Annotated in this window: 29 protein-coding genes; 19 read left to right on the forward strand and 10 right to left on the reverse strand. The window is 32.1% G+C overall.

The genetic code is table 11. From position 1 onward, the window contains the following. Positions 1-161 precede the first annotated feature (161 nt). The 4 genes from KO500_RS00490 (at position 162) to KO500_RS00505 (ending at position 2,359) form a co-directional block, all read left to right on the forward strand. On the forward strand, positions 162-704 hold the full coding sequence (locus tag KO500_RS00490; RefSeq protein WP_215954531.1) for a collagen-like protein: 543 nt from the start codon (positions 162-164) through the stop codon (positions 702-704). A 133-nt stretch (positions 705-837) separates the two neighbouring features. Next, a complete protein-coding gene (gene msrB / locus KO500_RS00495) occupies positions 838-1,335 on the forward strand; it encodes a peptide-methionine (R)-S-oxide reductase MsrB (protein ID WP_215954532.1) in 498 nt (165 codons plus the stop codon). Between the two features lie 16 nt (positions 1,336-1,351). Further along, a complete protein-coding gene (msrB, locus tag KO500_RS00500) occupies positions 1,352-1,759 on the forward strand; it encodes a peptide-methionine (R)-S-oxide reductase MsrB (RefSeq protein WP_215954533.1) in 408 nt (135 codons plus the stop codon). Between the two features lie 93 nt (positions 1,760-1,852). Further along, entirely contained in the window at positions 1,853-2,359 is a 507-nt protein-coding gene (locus tag KO500_RS00505) for a GNAT family N-acetyltransferase (RefSeq protein ID WP_215954534.1), read from the forward strand. Positions 2,360-2,451: 92 nt separating this feature from the next. Here the strand turns inward: KO500_RS00505 and KO500_RS00510 are convergent, their stop codons facing one another. Further along, positions 2,452-3,291: an oxidoreductase gene (locus KO500_RS00510; RefSeq protein WP_215954535.1), complete on the reverse strand. Its 840-nt coding sequence runs from the start codon at positions 3,289-3,291 to the stop codon at positions 2,452-2,454. A 198-nt stretch (positions 3,292-3,489) separates the two neighbouring features. On the opposite strand from KO500_RS00510, the gene KO500_RS00515 reads away from it, so the two are divergent. The 6 genes from KO500_RS00515 to KO500_RS00540 all read left to right on the forward strand — a co-directional run bounded on the left by KO500_RS00515 (position 3,490) and on the right by KO500_RS00540 (position 6,935). Beyond that, positions 3,490-3,861, forward strand: a complete 372-nt coding sequence (locus KO500_RS00515) for a DUF1801 domain-containing protein (protein ID WP_215954536.1) — start codon at positions 3,490-3,492, stop codon at positions 3,859-3,861. 18 nt (positions 3,862-3,879) lie between these two features. Beyond that, positions 3,880-4,461, forward strand: a complete 582-nt coding sequence (locus KO500_RS00520; RefSeq protein ID WP_215954537.1) for a Crp/Fnr family transcriptional regulator — start codon at positions 3,880-3,882, stop codon at positions 4,459-4,461. Positions 4,462-4,624: 163 nt separating this feature from the next. After that, entirely contained in the window at positions 4,625-5,305 is a 681-nt protein-coding gene (locus KO500_RS00525; protein ID WP_215954538.1) for a type 1 glutamine amidotransferase domain-containing protein, read from the forward strand. Between the two features lie 168 nt (positions 5,306-5,473). Continuing rightward, positions 5,474-5,719: a hypothetical protein gene (locus KO500_RS00530; protein WP_215954539.1), complete on the forward strand. Its 246-nt coding sequence runs from the start codon at positions 5,474-5,476 to the stop codon at positions 5,717-5,719. 139 nt (positions 5,720-5,858) lie between these two features. Then, entirely contained in the window at positions 5,859-6,164 is a 306-nt protein-coding gene (locus KO500_RS00535; protein WP_215954540.1) for a hypothetical protein, read from the forward strand. 141 nt (positions 6,165-6,305) lie between these two features. After that, the gene (locus tag KO500_RS00540) at positions 6,306-6,935 is read left to right on the forward strand and encodes a YHYH protein (RefSeq protein ID WP_215954541.1); all 630 of its coding nucleotides are present in this window, start codon (positions 6,306-6,308) and stop codon (positions 6,933-6,935) included. A 73-nt stretch (positions 6,936-7,008) separates the two neighbouring features. On the opposite strand, the gene KO500_RS00545 is transcribed toward KO500_RS00540, so the two are convergent. Beyond that, positions 7,009-7,671, reverse strand: a complete 663-nt coding sequence (locus KO500_RS00545) for a helix-hairpin-helix domain-containing protein (RefSeq protein ID WP_215954542.1) — start codon at positions 7,669-7,671, stop codon at positions 7,009-7,011. Between the two features lie 306 nt (positions 7,672-7,977). On the opposite strand from KO500_RS00545, the gene lpdA reads away from it, so the two are divergent. Both lpdA and KO500_RS00555 read left to right on the forward strand, forming a co-directional pair. Beyond that, on the forward strand, positions 7,978-9,369 hold the full coding sequence (lpdA, locus tag KO500_RS00550) for a dihydrolipoyl dehydrogenase (protein ID WP_215954543.1): 1,392 nt from the start codon (positions 7,978-7,980) through the stop codon (positions 9,367-9,369). 82 nt (positions 9,370-9,451) lie between these two features. Beyond that, positions 9,452-9,736, forward strand: a complete 285-nt coding sequence (locus KO500_RS00555) for a DUF3817 domain-containing protein (protein ID WP_215954544.1) — start codon at positions 9,452-9,454, stop codon at positions 9,734-9,736. A gap of 14 nt (positions 9,737-9,750) precedes the next feature. Here the strand turns inward: KO500_RS00555 and aroQ are convergent, their stop codons facing one another. Together aroQ and KO500_RS00565 are read right to left on the reverse strand one after the other, a co-directional pair. Further along, a complete protein-coding gene (gene aroQ, locus KO500_RS00560) occupies positions 9,751-10,167 on the reverse strand; it encodes a type II 3-dehydroquinate dehydratase (protein WP_215954545.1) in 417 nt (138 codons plus the stop codon). 44 nt (positions 10,168-10,211) lie between these two features. Beyond that, positions 10,212-11,084, reverse strand: coding sequence for a hypothetical protein (locus tag KO500_RS00565; RefSeq protein WP_215954546.1), 873 nt, complete (start codon positions 11,082-11,084; stop codon positions 10,212-10,214). A 45-nt stretch (positions 11,085-11,129) separates the two neighbouring features. Here KO500_RS00565 and KO500_RS00570 point away from each other — a divergent pair, with 45 nt between their 5' ends. Continuing rightward, positions 11,130-11,462: a TM2 domain-containing protein gene (locus KO500_RS00570; RefSeq protein WP_215954547.1), complete on the forward strand. Its 333-nt coding sequence runs from the start codon at positions 11,130-11,132 to the stop codon at positions 11,460-11,462. Positions 11,463-11,539: 77 nt separating this feature from the next. Here KO500_RS00570 and KO500_RS00575 read toward each other — a convergent pair whose 3' ends face one another. Continuing rightward, positions 11,540-11,995, reverse strand: coding sequence for a hypothetical protein (locus KO500_RS00575; RefSeq protein WP_215954548.1), 456 nt, complete (start codon positions 11,993-11,995; stop codon positions 11,540-11,542). A 164-nt stretch (positions 11,996-12,159) separates the two neighbouring features. On the opposite strand from KO500_RS00575, the gene xerD reads away from it, so the two are divergent. Further along, positions 12,160-13,056 carry a site-specific tyrosine recombinase XerD gene (gene xerD / locus KO500_RS00580; RefSeq protein ID WP_215954549.1) on the forward strand — a complete coding sequence of 299 codons (897 nt, stop codon included), beginning with the start codon at positions 12,160-12,162 and terminating at the stop codon, positions 13,054-13,056. An 8-nt stretch (positions 13,057-13,064) separates the two neighbouring features. Here xerD and KO500_RS00585 read toward each other — a convergent pair whose 3' ends face one another. Together KO500_RS00585 and KO500_RS00590 are read right to left on the reverse strand one after the other, a co-directional pair. Continuing rightward, positions 13,065-13,556, reverse strand: coding sequence for a hypothetical protein (locus KO500_RS00585; RefSeq protein ID WP_215954550.1), 492 nt, complete (start codon positions 13,554-13,556; stop codon positions 13,065-13,067). Between the two features lie 123 nt (positions 13,557-13,679). Continuing rightward, positions 13,680-14,969, reverse strand: a complete 1,290-nt coding sequence (locus KO500_RS00590) for an NAD(P)/FAD-dependent oxidoreductase (RefSeq protein ID WP_215954569.1) — start codon at positions 14,967-14,969, stop codon at positions 13,680-13,682. 91 nt (positions 14,970-15,060) lie between these two features. Between KO500_RS00590 and KO500_RS00595 the strand changes: the two genes are divergently transcribed. The 3 genes from KO500_RS00595 (at position 15,061) to KO500_RS00605 (ending at position 17,771) form a co-directional block, all read left to right on the forward strand. Beyond that, a complete protein-coding gene (locus KO500_RS00595) occupies positions 15,061-16,488 on the forward strand; it encodes an amidohydrolase (RefSeq protein WP_215954551.1) in 1,428 nt (475 codons plus the stop codon). Between the two features lie 121 nt (positions 16,489-16,609). Beyond that, on the forward strand, positions 16,610-17,104 hold the full coding sequence (locus KO500_RS00600) for an RNA polymerase sigma factor (RefSeq protein WP_215954552.1): 495 nt from the start codon (positions 16,610-16,612) through the stop codon (positions 17,102-17,104). 10 nt (positions 17,105-17,114) lie between these two features. Next, a complete protein-coding gene (locus KO500_RS00605) occupies positions 17,115-17,771 on the forward strand; it encodes a hypothetical protein (RefSeq protein WP_252732395.1) in 657 nt (218 codons plus the stop codon). Here KO500_RS00605 and KO500_RS00610 read toward each other — a convergent pair. Both KO500_RS00610 and KO500_RS00615 read right to left on the reverse strand, forming a co-directional pair. After that, positions 17,768-18,571, reverse strand: a complete 804-nt coding sequence (locus KO500_RS00610) for a lysophospholipid acyltransferase family protein (protein ID WP_215954554.1) — start codon at positions 18,569-18,571, stop codon at positions 17,768-17,770. The two genes, KO500_RS00605 and KO500_RS00610, sit on opposite strands and share 4 nt — an antisense overlap. 40 nt (positions 18,572-18,611) lie before the next feature. Further along, entirely contained in the window at positions 18,612-19,253 is a 642-nt protein-coding gene (locus tag KO500_RS00615; RefSeq protein WP_215954555.1) for an NUDIX hydrolase, read from the reverse strand. Between KO500_RS00615 and KO500_RS00620 the strand changes: the two genes are divergently transcribed. Further along, positions 19,252-19,962 (forward strand): peptidylprolyl isomerase, encoded by a 711-nt coding sequence (locus KO500_RS00620; protein ID WP_215954556.1) that lies wholly within the window; start codon positions 19,252-19,254, stop codon positions 19,960-19,962. The genes KO500_RS00615 and KO500_RS00620 overlap by 2 nt on opposite strands. Here KO500_RS00620 and KO500_RS00625 read toward each other — a convergent pair. Next, on the reverse strand, positions 19,959-20,579 hold the full coding sequence (locus tag KO500_RS00625; RefSeq protein ID WP_215954557.1) for a trimeric intracellular cation channel family protein: 621 nt from the start codon (positions 20,577-20,579) through the stop codon (positions 19,959-19,961). The two genes, KO500_RS00620 and KO500_RS00625, sit on opposite strands and share 4 nt — an antisense overlap. Before the next feature lie 207 nt (positions 20,580-20,786). Between KO500_RS00625 and KO500_RS00630 the strand changes: the two genes are divergently transcribed. Continuing rightward, a complete protein-coding gene (locus tag KO500_RS00630; protein ID WP_215954558.1) occupies positions 20,787-21,494 on the forward strand; it encodes a membrane or secreted protein in 708 nt (235 codons plus the stop codon). Positions 21,495-21,563: the final 69 nt, after the last annotated feature.

The following is a 21,563-nucleotide window of genomic DNA, read 5'->3' on the forward strand; positions in this document are numbered from 1 at the left end:
AGATAATTTTATATACTGCAATATAAACAAGTTTAAAATAATAGTTTGCTATTTATTTCGTTCTTTTATTAGATGAATCAAATTAAAAAGTGGAACGCTTTTTGATTATCTTAAAACTTAAACTCGTTTAAATTTAATAAGAACACTCAAACAAAATAATTATGAAAAGATTTACTTTTATTGGAATGCTATTTTTAGCCATATTAATAACTTCATGTTCAGGGAATGATGGATTTGACGGCCAGGATGGTCTTGATAGTATTCAAGGGCAAGTTTTTGAAGTAGAAAACGTTGATTTTAATTATGATGCAACAGGTAATTTTTATTCTACACGTTTAACATATAGTGATTTTACAAGTTTTGAAGTACTTGAATCTGATGCAGTATTATTATATGTCTTAGATGAAGAAATTGAATTAACTGATGGGCTAGCTGACAACTGGACATTAGTACCAGTTAGCTATTTTCTTGACGGAGGTACTATTCAATATACTTATGCTCATAACTTCGTAGACATGGACTTATATATTAATGGAAATTTTGATATGTCGGCAATTGACACTTTTTATACAGATGATCTTGTTTTCAGAGTCGTAATTTTACCAAGCTCATTTGCAAGTTCTAAAATTGACACCTCTGACATCAACGCAGTGTTAGCTCGTTTAGGTGTTGAAGAAGATGATATTATAAAAGCTTCTCTATAAAAAAACCACATTTTTAGACTACAAGCCTCGGTTTATCGTTAAACCGAGGCTTTTTATATAATTTATGTTTTGTTTACAAAAATATTAACAACTGTTTAGTTAAAAGACACGTAAATTAGATAAAAAAGAAACTATGTATAAAAAATTACTTTTAGGTCTTGTACTTATTATCACCAGTTGCAAAGGCGTTTCGCAAGAAAAAGAAATGGCAATGGAAGGTAATAGCAAACAAGAAGAATTTGAAATTACAAAAACAGATGCAGAATGGCGCAATGAGTTAGACGCCATGGAATATTTTATTTTACGTGAAGCGGGTACAGAAAGAGCATTCTCTAGCGAATTATTAAAAAATAATAAAAAAGGAATTTACGTTTGCGCTGCTTGTGGTACAGAACTTTTTAAAAGCGAAAATAAATTTGATTCTGGAACAGGTTGGCCAAGTTTTGATCAAGAAATAAAAGGTAATGTCGCCTATGATGTGGACTACAAAATTGGTTACAAAAGAACTGAGGAGCACTGTGCTACATGTGGTGGACATTTAGGTCATGTTTTTAATGACGGACCTAGTGATACAACAGGCGAAAGACATTGTATTAATGGTGCAGCACTTAACTTTGTAGCTCGTAACTAAGCACAGAAAATAAAGTATGACTAAAAAGTACAACATTAATAAATCGGAAGCTGAGTGGAAAGAACTTCTTTCACCTGAAGAGTACACTATTTTAATAAAAAAAGGTACTGAATATCCGCATACTGGTGCATATAATATGCATTTCGACAATGGAGAATACCATTGCAAAGCTTGTAATGCTAAACTTTTTGAAAGTGACCATAAGTTTAAAAGTAGTTGTGGTTGGCCCTCTTTTGATAAAGCTATTGACGGCGCTATAGATTATATAAAAGACACTAGCCACGGCATGACAAGAGTTGAAACTGTATGCGCAAATTGTGGCGGACATTTAGGTCACGTTTTTAATGATGGGCCTATGGAAACTACAGGACATAGGTACTGTATAAACTCTGCAAGTATTGGTTTTGAGCCAGAGGCTAAATAATACATTTATTGATTAACTATATTTTACGCTAAATTATTTACACTAATTTAGCGTTTTTCTTTATAAGAGAAACGCCAAATGAATTAGCAACTAATGTACAAAACTGAACGAATACAATTTCAACCGTTACAATCAGAATATATTTCTGATTTAGAGAAAATGCTTTGCGAGAATCATATTGTAATGAAATCTGCTTTTAAAGGTCGTGTATTTACTAAAGAAGAATTTAAAGAATTAATTAAAAATGAATTTATTTTATCTAAAAATGACATTTTAGGTTTTCGATGTATAACCTCAATATCTGAGAATAAATTAATAGGTATTTCTGGTTTGCATAAATTCAAATACTTTGATAAAGAGTATTACGAATTCGGTTTTATACTACATGAGAACTATTGGGGAAAAGGTTTAGCTACCGAAATTGGCAATTTCTGGACAAACTACTCAAAAAATGAAATAGGCCTAACAGAACTTTTTGCTACAGTGAGCCCTAAAAACCTAGTCTCAAAAAGAGTTTTGGAAAAATTAAACATGAAACCTTTTGCAACTTCAAATTTTGAAGGAAGAGGAGATAGATTAATTTTAAGAAAAGAGCTTTAAAACTATTTTATATATAATTCACCACAAACTATTATACAAAAAAAACCACCCAATCGGGCGGTTTTTTTGTATAATCAAATGAATTTTAAAATCTATTCAAAATCACATTCTTTACCTAAGCTTTCAAACTTAGCCAATTCTTCAATTAACCCGTTATTTACCTTACCAAAAACCTCATAAGCAATTTTACCTAATGGTAAGTGTACAGGAGCTTCTTCTAATTGGGCTAATTTATAAATAGCGTCTGCTGCTTTTGCTGGGTCACCAGGTTGGTTACCACTTAAACCTTGTAAGCTAGTGATACGCTCACCTACTGTACTCTCGTAATCAGCAATTTTTGTATTATCGTAAGCCGCTGAACTTCCTGCCCATTCAGTTCTAAATGGCCCTGGTTCAACATTAGTTACTTTAATATTTAATGGTTTTAACTCCGCAGCTAAAGCTTCTCCAATACCTTCTAAAGCAAATTTAGAACCGTTGTAAATTCCTAAACCTTGAGAACCTATACGCCCTGCAATAGAAGTAATATTTATAATATGACCAGAACGTTGCTTACGCATTTGAGGCAATACTTCTCTAATAGTAGTTAAAACACCAAATACGTTTACTTCAAATTGTCTTCTAACTTCTTCATCAGAAATCTCTTCAATACTTCCCATAATACCGTAACCAGCATTGTTGACAACTACATCAATTTTTCCGAATTTATCGTAGATAGTTTTGATACCATCAACAATCATTTGTGTTGAAGCAACATCTATAAGTACACCAAAAGAGTTGCCTGGGTTTTCATTATTAAACGCCTCTACTTGTTCTTGTTTTCTAAAAGTACCAACTACAATTTGTCCTTGTGATAATACTTCTTTAGCTAACTGTTTACCTAAACCTGATGATACACCAGTGATAAACCATACTTTTTTATCTGTACTCATTTTTTGTGATATTGAATGTTTGAAAAGAAACCTTGTTATTTTCTACAAAACTACAAAAGTTATACTAATCTCTAGTACCGATTAAGGATTTTAAATCTAATTAATACCTTGATAATCTGAATTACATATAATTCGAAAATTGATTAAAAACATGACCTAAACTTATTTAATTACTAGTATTAATGATACTTTTAAAACATGAGTAAAGAATCTGATCATTTTTATTTAAAAAAATCTGAACCCGATAGAAGTTGTTTTTTGGCTTTACGGCAAATTATTCTTCATGAAGATAATCTTATTACAGAAACTATTAAATACGGAATACCCTGTTTTTGCTATAAAAATAAAATAGTTTGTTATTTAAATACTGATAAAAAAACAAAAGTACCTTACCTATTAATGGTTGAAGGAAAACATTTAAATCACCCTAAATTAGAAGCAGGAAATCGTGTTAAAATGAAAATTTTTAAAGTCAATCCTCATATAGATATTCCCATAAAAGAAATTCAATTACTATTAAATGAAGCTTTAGATTTGTATAAAAATGGAATTATTAAAACAAAAGACTAAACTATTACAAGCATTAAAATGAGTATTACTAATTCTACTTTACAAGAAATTTTCAGCGCAACTTCTTTCTCTATAGCAGAAAGTAATCTTATTACCTCAAAATTTGAACTTAAAAAACTTAAAAAGGGGGATACGCTTTTACATGCTAACGAAATAGTTTACAACCAATATTATGTAAGTAGTGGTTGTTTACGCACTTATTACATTGACAAATTAGGAAAAGAACACACTCTACAATTCGCGATAAAAGATTGGTGGATTAGTGATTACACAGCTTTTTTTTCGACTACAAAAGCAGTTATGACTATTGAGTGTATTCACGATGCAATTGTTTACAAAATATCAAGAGAAACAATGGAAAATCTGTATAGTGAAATCCCTAAATTGGAAACATTTTTTAGAAAAAAAATGGAGAAAGGTTTTAGTGCTTTTCAAAAAAGAATTCTGGCTACGCTTTCACAAACTGCAAAAGAACGCTATGTTTCGTTTGTACATTCGTACCCTAACATTGAGCAAAGTGTCAAAAATTACCACATTGCATCATATTTAGGCATTACTACAGAAAGTTTGAGTAGAATACGCAAAGAAATAAGCAAATAAATTGTTTATTACCATACATCAATTTTCTTGAATGATACATGCTCTAATTTTGTTAAAGCAAGCTATTTAAAAATATATAACAGTTATTATTTTCTATTAGCGTTGGATTTTTTTTGCTTGTAATTTTATTATAAAATCAAAGTATAATTTAAAAAAATACCACATGAAAAATATATTATTTGTTTTAACTAGTCATGATGAATTAGGAAATACAGGAGAAAAAACAGGGTTTTGGGTTGAAGAATTTGCTTCACCATACTACTTATTAAAAGATAAAGGTATTAATATTACAATTGCATCACCTAAAGGCGGGCAACCACCAATTGACCCTAAAAGTGCATCTGAAGATTTTCAAACACCTGCAACAGAACGTTTTTATAATGACAAAGAAACACAAGAAATTTTAGCTAAAACAGTAAAATTAGATACTGTTAATGAGGCTGATTTTGATGCTGTTTTTTATCCTGGAGGTCACGGTCCTCTATGGGATTTAGCTGAGGATAAAAATTCCATTACTTTAATTGAATCATTCTACAACAATAACAAGCCGGTAAGTGCAGTTTGTCACGCGCCTGGCATTTTCAAGAACACTAAAAATACTAGTGGTTCTCCATTAGTAAAAGGTAAAAAAGTGACTGGTTTTACTAATACTGAGGAAGAGGCCGTACAATTAACCAATGTTGTACCCTTCTTGGTTGAAGATATGCTTATATCAAACGGAGGAAATTATTCTAAAGGTGAAGATTGGGCACCTTATGCTGTAGAAGATGGTTTATTAATTACGGGACAAAACCCTGCATCATCTGAGTTGGTTGCGGAATTATTACTAAAAAAATTAGCTTAATAAACCTTACACAACCAAAGTAAGCTAAAGCGGTTTGAGTTAATTCTCAAGCCGCTTTTTTATTGCATCAAATTACAACTAAACCAAACTAAATCAACATTTTGAAAAGTTTTACAATTCATCTTTTGCATTTTAATGTGTATCTTAACAAACCTAAAAGAAACCACCATGGAAAACAAAACCACCGAAGAACTTCAATCAGAATTAAAAATGGCCAAAAGTGTCACAGGTGCATTAATTGGAGTACTCACTGTTTTAGTGGCTGCTTGTATTTACGGGTTACTTTCAAAAGGGAATAACACCACCTTTTTTGCTCTTATAGCTGTAGCTGTTTCATGTAGTGCTATAGTACCAATACAGCTTACCACTATAAAAAAAATAAAAACAGAATTAAGTACACGAAAAATGAGCTAAAAAAATTGCTATCGTAAATTGCTTATAATTAAAACTATAGCTTTTATTATTAATAATTTTAATATAATGTCTCAACTTGATGCTTATTCTATATATTATTTTTAGCAATTAATATTTATAATTTATTAAAAGACACATTATGAAAAAGATGTTTTTATCAGTATTCTTAATTTTTTTTCTTGTAAGCGCACTGGTCTCATGTGGCGATTCAACTAAGAAAAAAGCACAAGAAGCTACGGAAACATATGTTATAAAAGATGTAGATTCTTCTTTATTTTTAGCTGACGCAAACAATCTTAATATTGAGGTTGTAGACTGTACATTAAGCGATGGCACTAAAACAAAATGTTACCAAATAACAACATTCGGAATTCCAAAAGATCATGAAATGGGACCTTGGTGTCCGCATACTATTGATGATGGACCTGAGAAAGGTGGTAAATGATTTAAAGATGGTAAAATATACGAAGTAGACGGTGAATTTATAAAAGAACTACCACAACTTTATCACGATGATTTTTGGAAACTTTACAATGAAGATGGTACTATTATTAAAACGGATAGTCAAGAAGATTGCATAAAATTAATGGGTGCTCAACTTAAAGATGAGTTTATTAACTATTGTATTGAGTGCTTACCTGAGTATGTAAGTAATTTATCAAAAACATACCTATTACCTATTACACCAGTTAAATTAGAAACACCTATTAATTTTTCCGGAAATCCTCAAGGTGGTGGTGGCGACAGACCTGATGGATCACGACAAGGTGAAGAAGGTACTGGTGAAAAACCACAAGGTCCACCTCCTGGTGGCAGTGAAGGTGACGAGAAAAGAGGACCTTCACAAAGAGGTGTTGCTTTTAACGGTGTTGCTTTTGACGCTCCTGCCCCACTTCATATTATTTTAAAAGGATATACAATTCCGCCAATTGATGATGCTGGTGGCCATATTAATTTAGATAGTGGTTATCATTACCATGCCGCTACAGGTAAAACAAAAGAAGAAGCACAAAACGATCACCACGCTCCTATGATTGGCTACGCTATGGATAGTCATGGTTTATACGGACAATTAAATGAAGATGGTAAAGAACCAGATGATTTAGATGACTGCCGTGGTCATTATGATGAGGTAAGAGGTTATCATTACCATGTTGATGCTGCAGGTAATAACAATATCATTAACTGTTTTAGCGGTGCAACTGCAAGTAAATAAAAAAATTGTAACACATAAAAAACTCACTAAGAGTAATTACTCTTAGTGAGTTTTTCTGCTATTAGGCTACTATTTATTTTCCTCCATCTAATTTATCTTGTAATTTTTTAAGCGCGTCCCATTTACCTTCAAAAGCTAATTTTGCTTGTTTTGGCCATGTACCGGGCTTATGCATTTTATAACGTGGTCCAGCAGTTAACAAAATAGCTTCTAGTGTTTTTACTTTAGCTTTACTCAAGAGCTCAAAAGTACCAATCCCGTTTTCAGTTAAAATACTTGCTATTTTGGGGCCAACACCTTCTATCTTTTTTAAATCATCTCCTTTAGCTTTTTTTACGGCTCTTTTCTTTTTAGGTGCAGCAGGCTTTTTCGTCTCACTCAAATCTACAATACTATTTGAAACTCCATCAAAAGGTGAAGCTACATAATCATCAGCCTCACTATCATTAAACCATCCATTAGTAGCACATAAATAACGGAACTCATAACGTTTTCCGTTCTCTAGCTTTATACTTTTTACAAAAGAATTTTTTTCTTTCTTCATTTGGCAAGCAGTATCAATACTTTCCCAGTTATTAAAATCACCCAACAATGAAATTTGAGTTGAACTTGGCACTTCTTCAGTTGCAACTGTAAACGTAACTAATGTATGTGAACCCTTGTCTTTTGTTTTTTTAACTAATGCCATTTCAAAAAAATTTAAGTGTACTATAAATGTACTATATAAATCACTCATTACTAAAATTTTATATTAAGAAATTGTTGATTTAAAGTTTTCTGAATTTTAAGTTCATTTTCAAACCTTGTTTTTAATAAAATGGAATAAAAATTATTAATTAAATATCAAAAAAATACCGTTTAGACTAAAATTTAAAAAAGTCAATAATTTTGAAAACTACATAATCCATAAAAAAAAGATACTGGTTCAAATAATTTTGTGAATTATCCATAGTAAACCTACTTATTTTCAAAATCTGTTTACGGCTTTGCATTTGGTTTTGTAACTTTGCAACTTCAAATTAAAATTTCAAAAAATATAAATATGAGCAATTTTGATGTTATTGTTTTAGGAAGTGGACCAGGTGGTTATGTAACTGCGATTAGAGCTTCTCAATTAGGTTTTAAAGTAGCTATCATTGAGAAAGAATCTCTTGGTGGAATTTGCTTAAATTGGGGTTGTATACCTACTAAAGCATTACTTAAATCTGCTCAAGTATTTAACTATTTACAACACGCAGAAGATTACGGTTTAAAAGCTGATAACGTAGAAAAAGATTTTGACGCTGTTATAAAAAGAAGCCGTGGTGTTGCTGATGGAATGAGCAAAGGGGTTCAATTTCTAATGAAAAAGAACAAAATTGAAGTTATCAATGGTTTCGGAAAAATTAAGCCCGGCAAAAAAGTAGTTGTTACTGATGAAGCTGGTAAAGAAACTGAATATAGCGCTAAAAATATTGTTATTGCTACGGGCGCAAGAAGTAGAGAATTACCTAGTTTACCACAAGATGGTAAAAAGATAATTGGATACCGCCAAGCATTAAGCTTAAAAGAACAACCTAAGAAATTAATTGTAGTTGGTTCTGGAGCAATTGGTGTTGAGTTTGCATATTTCTACAACTCAATGGGTACTGATGTTACTGTTGTTGAGTATTTACCAAATATAGTTCCTGTTGAAGATGAAGATGTATCTAAACAATTAGAACGTAGTTTTAAAAAATCAGGTGTTAAAGTAATGACTTCTTCTGAGGTTACTAAAGTTGATACTTCTGGTGAAGGTGTAAAAGTAACTGTAAAAACAGCTAAAGGCGAAGAGCAATTAGAAGCTGATATTGTACTATCTGCAGTTGGTATTAAAACAAATATTGAAAACATTGGTTTAGAAGATGTTGGTATTATTGTAGATCGTGATAAAGTTTTAGTAAACGATTTTTACCAAACAAATATTCCTGGTTATTACGCAATTGGAGATATTACTCCTGGGCCAGCTTTAGCGCACGTTGCTTCAGCTGAAGGTATACTATGTGTTGAAAAATTAGCTAACATGCATGTTGAGCCATTAGATTATGGTAACATCCCTGGTTGTACATATGCAACTCCTGAAATTGCTTCTGTTGGTTTAACTGAAAAACAAGCAAAAGCTGAAGGTCTTGATATTAAAATAGGTAAATTTCCATTCTCAGCAAGTGGTAAAGCACAAGCTGGCGGAACACCAGATGGTTTCGTAAAAGTTATTTTTGATGCAAAATATGGTGAGTGGTTAGGTTGCCATATGATTGGTACTGGTGTAACTGATATGATTGCTGAAGCTGTTGTTGCTCGTAAATTAGAAACTACAGGTCACGAAATATTAAAAGCAATTCACCCACACCCAACAATGAGTGAGGCTGTTATGGAAGCTGTTGCTGATGCTTATGATGAAGTAATTCACCTATAATACAGCAAAAACATATAAATTTTAAAAAATGCTGTGCTTTAAAACCACAGCATTTTTTATATCAATAAATACAAAAAAAATTATGCTTAAAATATTTAGCCTTACTGCTGTTTTAGAAGGAATCTCTTATTTATTACTTTTTGGAGTAGGAATGCCATTGAAATATCTTTTTGATATTCCTGAACCAAACATTTTTATAGGTTATGCGCATGGCTTTTTATTCATTGCATATGTAGCACTAGCTGCAATTTTTTGCATTGAAAGAAAGTGGAGTATAAAACGATTTATTATATTATTCGTTGCTGCACTTTTACCTTTTGCTACTTTTTATGTAGATAAAAAATATTTGAAACCTTTAATGGGTTAACTAAACTGTCAGGACTATTCTAAAAAACTCTGAATAGCTAAATCATAACTTTGCAAGCCAAAACCTAAAATTACTCCTTTGGCTACTGGTGAAATGTATGATACATGCCTAAACTCTTCACGTTGGTGTGTGTTTGATATATGTACTTCAATTACCGGTGTTTCAACTGCTTTAATGGCGTCACCAATACCTACAGAAGTATGCGTATAGGCTGCTGCATTTAAAACAATGCCATCATAAGAAAAACCAACCTCTTGTATTTTTCCTATAAGTTCACCTTCAATATTAGACTGAAAATACTCTAATTCTACATCTTTGAATTTGAATTGAAGTTTTGCAAAATAATCTTCAAAAGTGTCTGAGCCATAAATTTCTGGCTCACGCTTACCTAGTAAGTTTAAATTCGGACCGTTAATTATCAATATTTTCATAAGGCTAAATTATGAAATAAATAGCAGAAAATTATAGCAAATCTTTAATTAACGATAACCAATGAAGTATACTCTCCCTTATTTAAATTACTTAACAAATCAATTACTTTATCACCTATTGCAATTTCAATTTTGGCAGTATTAGGTGCTATATCACCTATATTATCAGCTCTAAATTTTAGAATATTTTCTCCTTTATTTAGTTTTAAATTAATTTCTTTTTTAGATTTTTTAATAGCATAATTATTAATTAGATTTTTACCATTATAAAAAATTGAAATTTTATCACCATCAAGTTTTCCCGCATCCCAAATTGCAAGCGAAAGAGTTTCATTTTTTGCAAAAATGGTGGTCTTTTCACCAGATTTTAACACATTCAAGCCATTTTGATCAATCAAATTAACTAAGCTTATATTTTCTTTTATACTGTCTGAAACTTTATTGGAGCGTTGAATTTTCTTATCCGCTTTTTTAGCCAATTTTTCAATCTTTTCCATGTTTTTCAACATGATCTCACCATCAATACAAGACTCCCCATCACTGTACTTACCCGAAAACGGTCCTTCGATAATTTGCTGGCCGTTACTATTTTTTAATTTCCCTGTAAAATGAACAAAACAAAAATCGTACGTAGTAATATCAGACTTAGTATACTCTACACCTACTTCTTTAAAAAAGATAGACTTTTCTTTTTCACTATAAGAACCTTCCAAATATGATTTTGTCTCGTGAGCACCACCCATATTGGTAACAGTATATCCTTTTACAGAATTATCTTTTAAAATTTCAAAATTTACTCTGTAAGAAATAAAAGCGCTATCATTAAGTTTGATTACTCCTAAATATTCTTGTTGTGCATTTACATTTGAATATGTTAAAAAAAACAAAACAAAAACTGTAAGAAAATACCTGTTCATTGTAATTAATTTCTATATTTGAAGAAACCAAAATTATAATTAATTATGAGACTAAGATTATTTTTACCTGTTTTATTATTTTTATTTGCGCTTTCAAGTGTTGAAGCTTCTTTTCCTGTAAAGAGAGCAACTACAAATCAAGAAACGACAATTACTGATGATTCTGAAGGAGAATTATTTTCACCTGCTGCCGTTGCTGCTGGTTACGACAAATGGGTAGCCGTTGCTTTTTGGTTCTTTTTAGGACTTTTTGCAGCACACCGTTGGTACGCTAAAAAACCTATTGGAGCTAACATTTTATTTATTCTAACTTTAGGTGGTCTTGGTATTTGGGCAATAATTGATTTAATAAGAATTTTAACTGATAGTTTTCAATAGATAAACATCACTTTAAATAACTAAAAAACCGAGATTTTCATCTCGGTTTTTTATTATTCAAATAAATTACTTGATAATTAATTTATCACATATCTAATACCTAAACCAAAAGCTCCAACTTCAGTAGTTAAATCTCCTAAACCAAGAAAAGGTCTCCAATCAAAAGAAAATACCAAGGGTACAGTTGCATTTTTGTATTCTAAACCAACTGTTGGTCTTAAAGCAAGTTCAGTATCTCCACTAAAAAAAAGAATAGAGGCTCCACCACCAGCAAACCAATTTAAACCTTCAGCACCTTCAATACTTCCGTGGTATTCATATAAACCAGTAAGCGCTGTAACTCCTGATTCAAATAATATTTCACCTTCAATAGCTGATTCTGGAGCAATAAAGAATTTAGCACTAGGTCCAACGAAAGTAAATCCTGAGCCAAAATCTAAACCTAAACCTACAGCGGTATTGTAATTTGATTGTGCATTAATACTCATAAAACCCATTGCAAAAAAAGCAATTACCAATGTTAATTTTTTCATTTTTAAAATTGTTTACATTATTTATAAATCAAATCTATTTCTTTTTAAAATTAACCCCAAAATAAAAAGAGAATTTACGACCAAAGGTCATTTTTTTATAAATGTATAAGCAAGTATTTTATTGGGCTATAAACTTTAAAACTCCAAAATAGTATCTTTGAAATATGAAATGGAGTACCGCTATTAAAGATTATCAAGACTATTTAAAAATTGAACGTGGCTTAGCAACAAACTCTATTACTAATTATTGCTTAGACATTCAAAAACTAAATTTATTTTTAGAAGAAAATAATGTAAACGTCTCCCCTATTCATATTACTAAAGATGTAGTACAGCAATTCATATACGAGATTGCTAGCGAGGTAAATCCAAGATCACAAGCGAGAATTATATCTGGTTTAAAAAGTTTTTTTAGCTATTTAATTTTTGAAGATTACCGAGAAGACAATCCTCTTGAACTTATTGAGGCTCCTAAAATTGGCAGAAAACTACCGGATACTCTTTCTGAAGAAGAAATAAACGATTTAATAAATGCCATAGATCTTTCAACCAATGAAGGTGAAAGAAACCGTGCTATGCTTGAGACTTTGTATGGTTGCGGACTAAGAGTTTCTGAATTAATAAACCTACAGATATCAGATTTATTTTTTGATGAAGATTTTATAAAGGTAACGGGTAAAGGTGACAAGCAACGTTTTGTTCCTATTAGTAATATCAATAAAAAATACATCAATATTTATAAAAACGAAAAAAGAGTACATCTAAAAATCCAAAAAGGTTTTGATGATATTTTATTTTTAAACAGACGAGGCAAGCAACTTACCCGAGCCATGATTTTTACCATCATTAAACAACTGGCAAAAAAAATAGAATTAAATAAAACGATTAGTCCGCATACTTTTAGACACTCATTTGCGACACATTTACTACAAAACGGTGCAGATTTGAGAGCTATTCAACAAATGTTAGGCCATGAAAGCATTACTACTACTGAAGTGTACATGCATGTTGACAGAACTCACCTTGCTGCTGTGCTGAATGAATTTCACCCTAGAAAATAAAAGTCGGATTAAAATTTAACTTTAGTTCCTAATTTTATTAAGCTACCAATATCTAAATTAGAAAAGCTCTGGTTTCCAACATTTGTTTGATTGATGACTTGCAGTGATACACTATCATCAACATTATAACCTAAACCGATTATAGCTTTTGAATTTTTAGCAATATTACCACCAAAAATTTCTCTTTGTATACTTTTTTCATAACCTGCAAATGCATTAAAATTAGCGGTAAGCTTTGTTTTATATATAAATTGAAATCTTGATATATCACCTACTGAATTGGTATCATAATTACCGTTTATCATTAAAGAGTTATTCTCGTTTACTCTCCAATCTACAGTAAAATTAGAATGTTGCTCATCATTAGAGTAATGCATATAACCAAATGAGTTAATGTAAATAGATTGTACATCAAATATATGATCGGAGCTAATACCGCTTGACTGGCCAAAAACAATGTTACTACTAAATAAAACAAGTGAAACGAAAAATTTTAACATCCTGAAATTGTATTGGTTATACATTAAAAGTAAGTGAAAACCTACTAAACAATACAAATACACCAGAATATTAGCCAAGTTTTAACATTGAAGCTGTATTACTGTTTATAAGAAAATAATAAATTACCTAAACCTATCGTAGTCTCTTTGATAAGGTCTTATAATTAAACGCGCTTCACGATCAAAACGCACGTAATTGTATACCCAATTTATAAAAACAATCACTCTGTTTCTAAAACCTATTAAAAAGAAAAGGTGTACAAACATCCAAACAAACCACGCAAAAACTCCTTGAAACTTATAATTCTCTAAATCTACAACAGCCTTATTTCTACCCACTGTTGCCATGCTCCCTTTGTCATTATACACAAAAGGTTTTAAAGGTTTATTTTCTAAAAGTCGCACCAAATTAAAACCTAAGTTTTTACCTTGTTGTATCGCTGGTTGTGCCATCATTGGATGTCCTGATGGCGTTTTTTCTGTTATCATACCAGCAACATCACCAATAGCAAAAATGTGATCGTGGCCAACTACTTGGTTAAACTCATTTACTTTTAGTCGATTACCACGTACTAATAGTTCTTGTGCATCCAAACCTTTTATTGAGGCACCTTTTACGCCTGCTGCCCAAATTAGTGTTGCACACTCAAAAGACAAATCTGTTTTGGTAGTTGCAACTTTTCCATCATAAGACAGTACTCGCGTGTTTTTCCAAACATGAACACCTAATTCTTCTAAAAAGTCTTCTGCCTTTTTTGAAGCTTTATCACTCATCTCTTTTAGTATACGATCGCCAGATTGTACTAAGTTAATCTCTGCTCTACGCGTATCTAAGTCAGGATAATCTTTTGGTAAAATTCCTTTTTTAATCTCAGCCAAAGCACCAGCCAACTCTACACCTGTTGGGCCGCCACCTACAATTACAAAATTCATTAATGCATCACGTTGGTGCAAATCATCTGTCAATAAAGCTTGTTCAAAATTTTCGAGTATTAAACTTCTTAGGTTTAATGATTCAGGAATAGATTTCATAACCATTCCGTTTTCTTCAATCTCCTTATTTCCAAAAAAGTTTGTTTCCGCACCAGTAGCCATCACTAAATAATCGTACTTGACAGTACCAATATTCGTTTCTAGTTGTTTTTCTTCTGTTTTAACTTCTAAAACATTCGCTAGTCTAAAGAAAAAATTAGGATAGTCTTGTAAAATTTTACGAATTGGGTATGCGATAGAATCTGGCTCTAAACCACCAGTAGCTACTTGATACAACAAAGGTTGAAAAGTATGGTAATTGTTTTTATCTAAAAGAACAACCTGTACTTCTTTCTTACTCAACTCTTTTGCCAGTGCAACACCAGCAAAACCACCACCAATGATGATTACTCTAGGAAAACTACTTTTGGGTATATTCAATGCGCTCATTAAAACCAAATTTAAACAAACCTGAGTAGCTTACATAAAAGAAATTGCTATTTTTATGTAGACATAACTAATTACCACTATTATGAAAAAATTACTCACCACTACTCTTATCACTATTCTCTATTTAAATTTTGGTATAGCACAAACTTCAGAAAAGAAAGTTTTGGAAAAATTAGATACCAAAAGTACTGCGTACACTAAAATTGCTCAAAGCATTTGGGATTATGCCGAAATGGGGTATCAAGAGGAAAAAAGTAGCGCTTTGTTACAAAAAACATTAGCCGATGAAAATTTTAAAATTGAAAAAGGAGTTGCTGGTATTCCCACTGCTTTTATCGCTGAGTACGGATCAGGATCACCTGTAATTGCTATACTTGGTGAATATGATGCATTACCTGGTTTATCACAAAAAGCTGTTTCTCACAAAGAGTCTTTAGGTAAAACTGCTGGCCATGCCTGCGGACATCATTTATTTGGCACAGCATCAACTGCAGCTGCAATAGCGGTAAAAGATTGGATAAAAGCGAATAAGGTTAAAGGTACTGTTCGTTTTTATGGTTGCCCAGCTGAAGAAGGTGGTTCAGGTAAAGTGTATATGGTTAGAGAGGGCTTATTTGATGATGTTGATATTGCTCTACATTGGCACCCAAACAATGCGAATGCAGCAAGTGCTGGTGCCGCATTGGCTAATAAATCTGCTAAGTTTAGGTTTTATGGTGTTTCTGCTCATGCTGCTGCCGCACCTGACAAAGGAAGATCTGCATTAGATGGTGTTGAAAGCATGAATATGATGGTAAATTTAATGCGCGAGCATATTCCGCAAGAAGCAAGAATACATTATGTAATCACTGATGGTGGTAAAGCTCCAAATGTAGTACCTGATTTTGCTGAAGTGTATTACTATGTTAGACATAACCGAAGAGATGTTGTGATTGATATTTTTGATCGTTTGCTAAAAACTGCCGAAGGTGCTGCTTTAGGTACTGGTACTACTATGGATTATGAAATGATTGGTGGCACCCATGAATTATTACCAAATTTAACCTTGCAAAAAATTATGCATGATAATTTAACTAAAGTTGGTGGTGTTAGTTATACTGATGAAGAAAAAAAGTTTGCCAATGAAATTTCAATCACATTAGGTTTAAAAGAATTTGACGAAGAAAAAGCATTAAAAATTATGCCGTATACTACTGAAGCTAGAGCTTTTGGCTCTACAGATGTTGGTGATGTTAGTTTTGCTGTGCCAACTGCAGGTTTGAGTACGGCAACTTGGGTACCAGGAACAGCAGCTCATAGTTGGCAGGCTGTTGCTGCAGGTGGTACAAGTATTGGTTACAAAGCTATGATGAATGCCGCTAAAACATTAACCTTAACCGCAATTGATGTATTGAACAATCCTGATGTGGTGAAAAAAGCTAAAGAGGAATTGATTGAAAAAAGAGGTGAAGATTTCACTTATATTCCTTTATTAGGAGATAGAAAACCCGCTTTAGACTACAGAAACTAATGAAATACAGTTAATTAGCTTTCAAAATAGATAAACCGATAAAAAATTATCGTTTTTTTTAATTTTTACTGTAACAAAAAAACAAAAACAGCTACTTATATAATACATCAACCAATTTAATGTGAATAAAAATTTAGAGCATGCATTTGTAACGGAACTTGAGAGCAATCAAAATATTGTTCACAAAGTTTGTACGTTGTATACAAATGATAAAGATGCACATAATGATTTGTTCCAAGAGATTACCATTCAATTATGGAAAGCATATCCAAAATTTAGAGGTGATTCAAAATTTAGTACTTGGATGTATCGTGTGGCATTAAACACCGCAATAACACTTTACCGAAAATCTAAAAAAAGAGTACAAACTTTAGATTATGAATCTGTAATTTTTAAAATAAAAGCAGACGAATATGACCCAACTGAAGAAGAACAATTAAAATTAATGTATAAAGCCGTAAAGCAATTGAATGACATTGATAAAGCGCTGGTTTTTTTATACTTAGAAGATAAGAATTATTCTGAAATTTCTGAAACCCTTGGTATTTCTGAAGTGAATGCTAGAGTAAAGATGAACAGAATTAAGACAAAATTAAAAACAATATTAAATCCATAACCTATCTATGATGGATGAATTAGAACTATTAAAAAAAGATTGGCAAAAAAAGGAGGTTGCGCATCCAAAACTATCGTATGAAGATATATATAAGATGCTCTTAAAAAAATCTTCGTCGGTCGTAAAATGGATTTTTATAATTAGTATTATAGAATTTACCATTCCGCATTTGTTATACCTTTTACCTTCGGTTAATGATGGTGTAAAAGTGTATGACAGTTTGGGGCTTAAAACTCCCATGCTAATTTTAACCGTTATTCAATATATTGTAATTGCTTATTTTATTATTCAATTCTACAAACGTTACAAAGAAATTTCGGTGCTTGATAATGCCAAAAAGTTAATGTCTAAAATTATCAAGACTAGAAAAACGGTAAAGAACTACATCATTTTTTCATTAATAATGATTGTTTTATTTTTCACCATAACTACCATTGGTATTTATGTAAATGATGATTTTATACAAAGTCTTGAATTATCAGGTCAAGATATTAGCCATATCTCATTAGAAAAACTAAAAAGCATCAAGCTAATTGCTATGTTAACAGTTGCCGGTACAGGTGTATTTTTAACCCTTGGCATTGGAGCAATCTACTTTTTACTTTATGGGTTTTTGATTAAAAAGCTGAACAGAAATTATACTGAGTTAAAAAAGCTTGAAATTTAAGCATTCCATTCACGAGCTTTATTTTCTTCTTCTAATTCTGCTAATGCTTTAGCTGAAAGTACTTTTAAGAACGAAGGGTGTTGCTCAATGGCATATTCTAATTTTTCAATAATAGCATCAAAAGATTCATTCTCGTAGTCAATATCTAACGGCTCTTTAATAACCATTGATTGTAGAATACCTTTCTTTTTAATACGAAGTCCCTTTTTATCAAAAGAACGTCTAAAACCATCAATAACTACAGGTACAACAACTGGCTTGTATTTTTTAATAATATGCGCTGTTCCTTTTCGTAGCGGTTTCCAAGGTGTTGTTGTTCCTTGTGGGAAAGTAATAACCCAACCATCATCAAGTGCTTTACCAATATTAGAAATATCACTCATTTTTACTTGACGGTTCACATCTTTACCCTCAGATCTCCACGTACGTTGTACACTTACTGAACCTGCATAGGCTAAAATTTTTGTCAGTAAACTTTTTTTCATCGTCTCTGCCGCCGCTACATAATACATGTTAATTTTCGGGTTCCAGATGTATCCTACATTTTTAATTGTATTATCTCTACCTTTTAAGCTGGCATTAAAAACATGAAACATCGCAACAACATCAGCAAAATAGGTTTGGTGGTTACTTACAAACAGTACATTTTCACCAGGCAATTTTCTAATAATTTCAGCACCTTCTATTTCTAGTTTGTTAAAACCTTTATATCTACGGTGACTAATAAGCGCTAAAATGCGTATTATCCATTTCTTTATAAATAGTAAATGTCCGAACGGATTTTTCTTGAATAGGGGCATTAATTTTGGTTTTGAGCAAGCAAATTTACAAAATATGGTTTTATAGTACTTGTTTTAATAAGTCTTTTACTTCGTGTAATACCATTGCAGTAGCTCCCCATACCGTGTAACCATTTAATTTAAAAGCAGGTACAGCAATATTTTTTGCATAAGAAGTTGTTAAAATTTCATCTATCATAACGCTATCATCCATAAAATCGGTTAATGAAACCTCTACAATCTCTTCTACTTCATTCACTTCTTTTAAAAAAGGTTGCGGATTTTCATACAAACCAATAAATGGTTGCACTTCAAAATTACTAGGCGGAATATATATTTCGGTAAGCTTTTTTACTACATGCACATGTGCTGGCAAAACACCAACTTCTTCATGTGTTTCTCGTAATGCGGTTGCTAATAAAGTAGCATCTTCTTCTTTAGCTTTACCCCCAGGAAAAGATACTTGGTTAGAATGTACACCTTTATAGGTAGTTCTTAAGGTGAGTAATAAATTAGTATTTTGTAATTTATCAGGATAAAAAAGAGACAATACAGCGGCTTTACGAGCCATTTTTCTATCTACTTTTAACTTTTGCAACTCAATTACGCGATTTTCGGGCGCCATTTTGTAATGAGAATCTTCTCCTGGAAGCGGAAGATTTTCTATTTTTGAAATCCGTTTAGAAAATTCATCAAAATTCATGATACGTTATAAATTCTCGGTTTCTGTACTGATTGCATTTGTTGCACTCTTGTCATGCAAAGATACATCAAGCAAAAAAAACCAAAACCAACCTACTACCAATTCTTCTGTTAAAAATGAAAAAGACAGTATTTTTGCTGTAGCAGAGGAAGAAAAAGAATTTATTTTAGATGAAGAAAACGCTATTCCTTTTTTCTTTGAGTATGAAAAAACATTAAAAGAAGATAAGGTTAAAATTACTACTAACTTAGGTAGCTTTACCATTCAGCTATATGATGATGTGCCTTATCACCGTGCAAATTTTGTTTACCTAACTAAAAAAGGCTATTTTGATAATACCATGTTTCATAGGGTGGTAAAAGATTTTGTGATTCAAGGTGGTAATTCTGACAATGTAGAAACAGGTAAAAAGCGACAAAAAATTGGACATTACCTTTTACCGCCCGATACTCGAAAAGGCCACAGACACAACCGTGGCGTTATCTCTATGCCGAGTAGTGAAATTGACAATCCGCATAAACTAGCCTCACCTTTCGAGTTTTTTATAGTAGTAACGAAACCAGGCTCATACCATTTAGATAAAGATTATACAGCTTTTGGGCAAGTAATTGGAGGTATGGATGTAGTTGACAAAATTAACAAACAACCTGTTGATGGTCGTGATTGGCCCTTACAGAATGTGTACATTTTAAAAGCCGAAGCTTTTTAGGCCACACTACTTTTATAAATATTAGGCAAAGCAATTTTAAAACGTACCGCTAGTAATCTAATACTTATTACAATTACAATACCACCAATGTATGGGTATGCTGCATCTATTGGTAATTTCTCAAGTAAAAAATAACCAAAACCACCACACAAACACGCTGTAGCATACACTTCTTTTCTAAAAATTACAGGAATTTCATTACACAATATATCACGGATTACACCACCAAAGCTTGCCGTAATTGTGCCTAAACCAATACACATAATAGGTTCTAAACCGTAAGACAGCCCTTTTTGTATGCCTACCATCGTATACAAACCAATACCAATGGTATCAAATAAAAATAACGATTTTCGTAAATATTTAAGCTGGTCACGAAAAATTATAGCCACAATTACACTACCTATAATACTATACATATAAATATTTTCTTGCAACCAAAAAACAGGCTTATCACCTATTAAAACATCACGTAGTGTACCACCACCAACCGAGGTAACAAAGGCAATAATAAAAACCCCAAAAATATCAAGCTTTTTATTCATTGCTAGCATTACCCCTGAAACTGAGAAGGCAACCATTCCTAAAATATCAATAGTTAAGTTAAATAACTCCATAACACTGTGGCATAAAAACAGCTATAAACTACTAATAAACAGTTTACTACTGCGTAAATTCTTGTTTTTTAAACGGCCGCAAATATATGTTCATTTAAAATTATAATTACCTATAAATTGTATATTTTTTTTAAAAAAAATTAGCGCTTATTTTGGTGTGTTAATTTTCTTACTACCTTTAAGCTAAGTACATAAAAACCAACCGATATGAAAACCATTTTTTTTGCCTTTACTCTACTCTTTAGTATGAGTAGTAACGCACAAAATATTAAAGGTGCTTGGGAAAGATATTACACCTCTGATACTGGCGAACCTTTAAAAAATGTGGTCATTTTTTCTGATGGCTACCAAGTACTAAGCACCTACCATGCTAAAACAGGTGCTTTTATTAATTGCAATGGTGGTACGTATAGTTTTAAAGATAATACGGTTAGTGAGCATGTGGAGTTTGATAGCAACAGACCGGAGCGCATTAATACTGATGTTAGTTTTCAAGTAAAAGTTACGGATAGTACATTTACTAAAGTAGAAGGCAACCTACAGTTTACAAAAATAGACGATGGCACTCCCGGAGCTTTACAAGGCGCTTGGCTAATGTCTGGGCGAGTGAAAGATGGCGCAATACAACAGCGCGATACTAGCAGACCCCGAAAAACCATGAAATTACTTTCTGGTACACGCTTTCAGTGGATTGCGTACAATACCGAAACCAAACAATTTATGGGCACTGGCGGTGGCACATATACTACGGTTGGTGGTGTATATACCGAAAATATTGACTTTTTCTCAAAAGACAGTACCCGAGTCGGCGCTAGTTTGCAGTTTAATTTTGAATTAAAAAATGATAATTGGCACCATACCGGCAACTCTAGTAAAGGTAAACCCATACATGAAATTTGGAGCCGTAGACAGTAATTTTATAGCTTTTGCGGAAAAACCGCAATTAGGTGTAAAAACAAACTGCTATATTTAGCTTTCAAAACT

It is taken from the genome of Cellulophaga baltica (assembly GCF_018861125.1).
In the GTDB taxonomy this organism is placed as follows: Bacteria; Bacteroidota; Bacteroidia; order Flavobacteriales; family Flavobacteriaceae; genus Cellulophaga; species Cellulophaga baltica_A.

What these genes read in the sequence shown, in the direction of transcription:
- KO500_RS00595 (WP_215954551.1), top strand. Translation starts at nt 15,061, where the DNA reads ATGAAAAAATTACTCACCACTACTCTTATCACTATTCTCTATTTAAAT.
- KO500_RS00625 (WP_215954557.1), bottom strand. Translation starts at nt 20,579, where the DNA reads ATGGAGTTATTTAACTTAACTATTGATATTTTAGGAATGGTTGCCTTC.
- KO500_RS00525 (WP_215954538.1), top strand. Translation starts at nt 4,625, where the DNA reads ATGAAAAATATATTATTTGTTTTAACTAGTCATGATGAATTAGGAAAT.
- KO500_RS00610 (WP_215954554.1), bottom strand. Translation starts at nt 18,571, where the DNA reads ATGCCCCTATTCAAGAAAAATCCGTTCGGACATTTACTATTTATAAAG.
- msrB (WP_215954532.1), top strand. Translation starts at nt 838, where the DNA reads ATGTATAAAAAATTACTTTTAGGTCTTGTACTTATTATCACCAGTTGC.
- KO500_RS00545 (WP_215954542.1), bottom strand. Translation starts at nt 7,671, where the DNA reads ATGAGTGATTTATATAGTACATTTATAGTACACTTAAATTTTTTTGAA.
- KO500_RS00515 (WP_215954536.1), top strand. Translation starts at nt 3,490, where the DNA reads ATGAGTAAAGAATCTGATCATTTTTATTTAAAAAAATCTGAACCCGAT.
- KO500_RS00540 (WP_215954541.1), top strand. Translation starts at nt 6,306, where the DNA reads ATGGGTGCTCAACTTAAAGATGAGTTTATTAACTATTGTATTGAGTGC.
- KO500_RS00520 (WP_215954537.1), top strand. Translation starts at nt 3,880, where the DNA reads ATGAGTATTACTAATTCTACTTTACAAGAAATTTTCAGCGCAACTTCT.
- KO500_RS00615 (WP_215954555.1), bottom strand. Translation starts at nt 19,253, where the DNA reads ATGAATTTTGATGAATTTTCTAAACGGATTTCAAAAATAGAAAATCTT.
- KO500_RS00510 (WP_215954535.1), bottom strand. Translation starts at nt 3,291, where the DNA reads ATGAGTACAGATAAAAAAGTATGGTTTATCACTGGTGTATCATCAGGT.
- KO500_RS00505 (WP_215954534.1), top strand. Translation starts at nt 1,853, where the DNA reads ATGTACAAAACTGAACGAATACAATTTCAACCGTTACAATCAGAATAT.
- KO500_RS00570 (WP_215954547.1), top strand. Translation starts at nt 11,130, where the DNA reads ATGAGACTAAGATTATTTTTACCTGTTTTATTATTTTTATTTGCGCTT.
- msrB (WP_215954533.1), top strand. Translation starts at nt 1,352, where the DNA reads ATGACTAAAAAGTACAACATTAATAAATCGGAAGCTGAGTGGAAAGAA.
- KO500_RS00530 (WP_215954539.1), top strand. Translation starts at nt 5,474, where the DNA reads ATGGAAAACAAAACCACCGAAGAACTTCAATCAGAATTAAAAATGGCC.
- KO500_RS00630 (WP_215954558.1), top strand. Translation starts at nt 20,787, where the DNA reads ATGAAAACCATTTTTTTTGCCTTTACTCTACTCTTTAGTATGAGTAGT.
- KO500_RS00575 (WP_215954548.1), bottom strand. Translation starts at nt 11,995, where the DNA reads ATGAAAAAATTAACATTGGTAATTGCTTTTTTTGCAATGGGTTTTATG.
- KO500_RS00565 (WP_215954546.1), bottom strand. Translation starts at nt 11,084, where the DNA reads ATGAACAGGTATTTTCTTACAGTTTTTGTTTTGTTTTTTTTAACATAT.
- aroQ (WP_215954545.1), bottom strand. Translation starts at nt 10,167, where the DNA reads ATGAAAATATTGATAATTAACGGTCCGAATTTAAACTTACTAGGTAAG.
- KO500_RS00605 (WP_252732395.1), top strand. Translation starts at nt 17,115, where the DNA reads ATGGATGAATTAGAACTATTAAAAAAAGATTGGCAAAAAAAGGAGGTT.
- KO500_RS00585 (WP_215954550.1), bottom strand. Translation starts at nt 13,556, where the DNA reads ATGTTAAAATTTTTCGTTTCACTTGTTTTATTTAGTAGTAACATTGTT.
- lpdA (WP_215954543.1), top strand. Translation starts at nt 7,978, where the DNA reads ATGAGCAATTTTGATGTTATTGTTTTAGGAAGTGGACCAGGTGGTTAT.
- KO500_RS00620 (WP_215954556.1), top strand. Translation starts at nt 19,252, where the DNA reads ATGATACGTTATAAATTCTCGGTTTCTGTACTGATTGCATTTGTTGCA.
- KO500_RS00555 (WP_215954544.1), top strand. Translation starts at nt 9,452, where the DNA reads ATGCTTAAAATATTTAGCCTTACTGCTGTTTTAGAAGGAATCTCTTAT.
- xerD (WP_215954549.1), top strand. Translation starts at nt 12,160, where the DNA reads ATGAAATGGAGTACCGCTATTAAAGATTATCAAGACTATTTAAAAATT.
- KO500_RS00535 (WP_215954540.1), top strand. Translation starts at nt 5,859, where the DNA reads ATGAAAAAGATGTTTTTATCAGTATTCTTAATTTTTTTTCTTGTAAGC.
- KO500_RS00490 (WP_215954531.1), top strand. Translation starts at nt 162, where the DNA reads ATGAAAAGATTTACTTTTATTGGAATGCTATTTTTAGCCATATTAATA.